This is a genomic window from Endozoicomonas sp. SESOKO2, from assembly GCF_024606245.1.
In the GTDB taxonomy this organism is placed as follows: domain Bacteria; phylum Pseudomonadota; class Gammaproteobacteria; order Pseudomonadales; family Endozoicomonadaceae; genus Endozoicomonas_A.
Window position 1 is genome coordinate 1 of the sequence record NZ_JAHHPQ010000204.1, and the last position, 2,719, is coordinate 2,719.

Sequence of the window (2,719 nt, forward strand, 5' to 3'; positions counted from 1 at the left end):
TATAAATCACAGCAGCGATGAATCAGTCTTTGAGCCCGTTCATTTTTATCCATCATCTGCCAGAGCATTACCAGGGTCAGATCAATATCGTGCTTCCCAGAGGGCTTGCACAGTTCTTCCTCAGCGTCATCGGGGTGCTTGTCACTCATGTTCAGCAACAGTTTTTCAGACCGTGTATATTTGCCCATATCCTCCCAAATTCGCACCAGAATTATGTCAATCTGAAGGTGCCCACAGGGCTTGTACAGGTCTTCCTCATTGCCATTGGCGGACTTGCCACTCATGTTCAGCAGCAGTTTTTCAGACCGTTTATATTCGCCCACTCTTCCCCAATGTCTCACCAGAGTCAGGTCGATTGTCAGATCTCCAGAGGGCTTGCACAGCGCTTCCATACTGGCAAAGGGAGATTTGCCAACCATATTCAACAGCAACCTTTCAGTCAGTGTGTATTTGCGCTGCATCTCCCAATTTCTTGCCAGCGCCAGATCAATATCTTTCTTCCCGCAAGGCTTGCACAGGCGCTCTTCATTGTCATCGGGGTGCTTGTGACTCATGTTCAGCAGCAGTCTTTCTGTCCATTCATAGTTGCCCATCGTCTGCCAGAGTAAGGCCAGAGCCAGATCCAGGACATTATTTCCAGTGGGTTGACACAGAATTTCTTTATTTTGATTGGGTTTTTTGCCCATCATGTTCAGCAGCAGCTTTTCAGCCCTGTTATATTGGCCTACCTGCCCCCAGTATCGAACCAGGGCCAAATTAATTTCATAATTTTCACAGGGCCGACACAGGATTTCTTCACTGTTACCAGGGTGCTTGCCGCTCATGTTCAGCAGCATCTTTCCAGAAAGTTCAGGTTTATCCATGATCTGCCAGAGTCGAACCAGAGTCAGGTCAATCTCACGCTTTCCAGTGGGCCTGCAAAGCCTTTCAACACTGTCACCAAGGTGTTTTCGACTCATGTTCAGTAGCAATCCTTCAGCCAGGTGATATTTGCCCATGACCTCCCAATGCAGCGCCAAAGTCAGATCAATGTCGAGATGCCCAAAAGGCTTGCAAAGCATCTCCGCACTGGCATCAGGGTGCTTGCCACTCATGTTCAGCAGCAATTTTTCAGACCATTCGTGTTTGCCTTTCGTCTGCCAGAGTCGCACCAGGGCAAGGTCAATTTCACGATTTCCAGAGTGAGTGCATAGAATTTCTTCACTGGCATTGGGGTGCTTGCCACTCATGTTCAACAGCAGCTTTTCAGCCCGTTCATTCTTTCCTGTCAACTGCCAGTGTCGTGCCAGAGCCAGATCAATTGCATTATCTCCACAGGGCTGAGAAAGGATCTCCTCGCTGTCATTGGATTGCTTGCCAATCATGTCCAGCAGCAGGTCTTCAGCCCATTCATACAGGCTTCTCTCCTGCAAGAGTCGCACCAGGGCAAGAGTTACGATACGGAGTTGTTTATAGAGGGTTTCTGCAGTAGCAGTGCTTGGATTCGATAGTAGCTTTCTGGTCAGCTCTGTTTTCATGTTCACCATCAGTGTTTCACTCATCTGGTGTTTTCCCATCAACTTCCAAAGTCGGGCATTGGTAATATCAGCGTCAAAATTGTGAGATTTCTGGCAAAGGATCTCTTCATCAGCATCGGCTGTTTTATTTCTCAGTCTTATCAGTCGTGTTTCAGCATCCGAAAGCAATCCAAGTGCTTGTTCACAGCGGCTCAGGGTCACGTCAAGGTTAGGAGTTGTGGAAGCCCCTAATGGAGTCAATGATCCTCTCAATCGAAGTTGTTCCAGACGATAAAAGGCTTTTTTTTGCTTTTCCCGGTTTTGCTCATTCAGCGATCTTGCCAGTCCTATGACTGAGCTTTGGTAGTCGGCCTCGCTGAGTTGGCCCCGATATTCTTGCAAGGTAGCCTGGAATTTGTCTTCTGCATGGGTAAATTGTTGGTTTTTCAGTGCTTTGTATGCTTCATGGATTTTTTTTTCAGCCGCTTCAGGCGATTTCTTTCTGGTTGACCGGTGCCACCTCTGAGAAGAAGGTGCCCTGTGGGTAGTGGTTCGCCGACGGCGAATAGTTGGGAGCGTGTCAGAAGACTGATCGCTCCTCGAACCACGAGGAACAAACGGAAGCGCATTCGGGTTTAAATCAGATGTAGGCTTTCCGTCCTGATGAGCATCAGGCAAGTGGTTTTGTGACGGTTGCGATGTTGAACCATAGGCTGGTGGTAATCCGAAACTCATGGCAAAGTAACCCCTCTTTATGCTCTTGAGACAGCAAACGGACAAAGAAGTTCATGGAAGTGCCTTAATTACCTGGCCCTTTGGAATGAAACAGTTCTGGCTCATTGGTCAGACTCTTATTTTCGCCGCAGGCGCTTATGTTCGCAGTGCCTGATTTTTTACCTTCTCAACAGCAGAAGCTTCGATGATTCGCCAGTCGTCGTAAGCTTTAAACCTGTCTACCCGGCCTGGGTCAAGAACGTTGGCTTTTTTGAACCATTCCTCCCACTCTTCTTCTTTGTAATTCATCATTCTGAGGCAGTGCGCTTTTTGCGAGCAAGCGCTTGCAGTCTCGGGATATTTCTCCAGTGCGGATTCCACAGACTCAAGTGCCTTTATAAGGTTATCTTGTCCTCTCTCAGGGTCACCATCGGCTATCTGCCGGGAAGCCAGATTGAAATAATGGATCGAGGTTGCCAGCAAGGTATTGGCACTTTCCTGATACCCGG

The 2,719-nt window shown here is 48.1% G+C and carries 2 protein-coding genes; both read right to left on the reverse strand.

Translation table 11 applies throughout. From position 1 onward, the window contains the following. Positions 1–2,231 (reverse strand): hypothetical protein (locus KDK17_RS04835; protein ID WP_257287479.1); only part of this gene is annotated, 2,231 nt, incomplete at its 3' end. A 135-nt stretch (positions 2,232–2,366) separates the two neighbouring features. Next, positions 2,367–2,719: hypothetical protein (locus KDK17_RS04840; RefSeq protein ID WP_257287480.1), on the reverse strand; the 353-nt coding region annotated here is incomplete at its 5' end.